The organism is Ruminococcus sp. CAG:330 (assembly GCF_000437175.1).
GTDB lineage: Bacteria > Bacillota > Clostridia > Oscillospirales > Ruminococcaceae > Ruminococcus_C.
Window position 1 is genome coordinate 8,669 of the sequence record NZ_FR898025.1, and the last position, 1,680, is coordinate 10,348.

Here is a 1,680-nt window from a genome sequence, read left to right on the forward strand (position 1 = left end):
CACAAGACACGTTCTGAGAATGCGGTCACTGTTTGCGAATCAAACGGGAAGGCTGTGGCGCTGCGGGGAGTCCTGAGTCAGGAAACCTGCCGTCTTTGGAGTACAGGAATCTCAGAATTCCAGATCACGAGGCATTGATCGTACTGTAAACATAGACATTTGTCTTTCAGACGTTGCAAAACGTCTGTTTCGGTATGCCTTCTGTTCGATGCGAATGGAGGGCAGTTTCTTTGTTTCGTTTTCCTATGGCAATACCGCACAAAGAGCGTCTGGCGATTTTGCACGCCATCTGCTTGCAAATTTCCCGTCATATTTCACAAAAATGCTCGTGAATACATCAAGTATTCACTCCGCTTTTTGTTTCATCTGACGAAAAATTTGACGACGCATCTGTCGCACAATCTTTGTGCGGTATTGCCCTATCTAAAATACAAGGAGAACTTATCATGAAAAAAACCGCTATTTTTATGCTTTCTCTGGCACTGGTTGCCGGCATGCTGTCCGGCTGTTCCGGTGATTCCAGCGACTCTTCCGCAAAGGACAGCAGCTCTGCTGCGGACAGTTCCTCTGTGGCAGAGACATCCGCAGAGGATTCCACAGAAGATTCCTCTGAAACTTCGGAGGAGGAAACAATGGACGACGACGAGAATTACGATACTGGCGACGCTTCGCTGGATGACATCCGCAATCAGGACAACATCGGCGACAACGAGCTGCTGGTACTCAGCTTCGGCACCAGCTACAACGACAGCCGCCGTCTGACCATCGGCGCAATCGAAGGCGATCTGGAAAAGGCATTTCCGGACTTCTCTGTCCGCCGCGGCTTCACCGCCAACATCATCATCGACCACGTGCAGAGACGGGACAACATCCTCATCGACGATGTCGATGCTGCACTGGAGCGTGCCGTCAACAACGGCGTCAAGAATCTGGTCGTACAGCCCACCCACCTGATGCACGGTCTGGAATATGACGAGCTGGTGAAAGAGGTCGGCAATTATTCGGATGCCTTCGATCAGGTGGTATTCGGAGAGCCGCTTCTGAACAGCGACGACGATTTCGCCAGAGTGGAAAAGGCGATCACCGAGTGGACCGCCTCCTACGATGACGGCGAGACTGCCATCTGCTTTATGGGTCACGGCACTGAGGCAGATTCCAATGAGGTATATCAGAAGATGCAGGATCTGCTGACCAAGGACGGTTATACCAACTACTTTGTCGGCACTGTTGAAGCTCAGCCGTCGCTGGATGACGTTCTGGCAAAGGTACAGGCAGGCGATTACAAGCGTGTCGTTCTGGAACCGCTGATGGTGGTTGCCGGCGACCACGCCAACAACGACATGGCTGGCGACGAGGACGGCTCCTGGAAAAAGACCTTCGAGGATGCCGGCTACGAAGTAGAATGCCTGCTGCGGGGTCTGGGCGAAAACGAAGACATCCGTGCCATCTACGTGGATCACGCCAAGGCTGCCATCGACTCCCTGAAGTAAGTAACCATTCCAATATTTCACTTGTTCATATTCAAGAGCGGTTCGGACTTTTCCCAACCGCTCTTTTTGAAAGGAAGGCTCTCTATGAAATTTCGTGTATTTTCCGCCGCACTCTCCCTCTGTCTGACCGCTGCGCTTTGTGCCGGATGCGGCAGCACCGCTAAGGAGGAAACCGCAGGCACCGCCGCTT

The 1,680-nt window shown here is 52.4% G+C and carries 1 protein-coding gene and 1 riboswitch (1 of these 2 running past the window's edge); the gene reads left to right on the top strand.

The features are described from left to right. A riboswitch (cobalamin riboswitch) is annotated at nt 1–109 on the top strand (it extends 141 nt beyond the left edge of the window). Between the two features lie 337 nt (nt 110–446). Beyond that, on the top strand, nt 447–1,490 hold the full coding sequence (locus tag QZL66_RS03585) for a sirohydrochlorin cobaltochelatase (protein ID WP_022410389.1): 1,044 nt from the start codon (nt 447–449) through the stop codon (nt 1,488–1,490). Nucleotides 1,491–1,680 lie beyond the last annotated feature (190 nt).

Excerpts from the sequence above, each read along its gene's own strand:
- QZL66_RS03585 (WP_022410389.1), top strand. The coding sequence starts at position 447 with ATGAAAAAAACCGCTATTTTTATGCTTTCTCTGGCACTGGTTGCCGGC.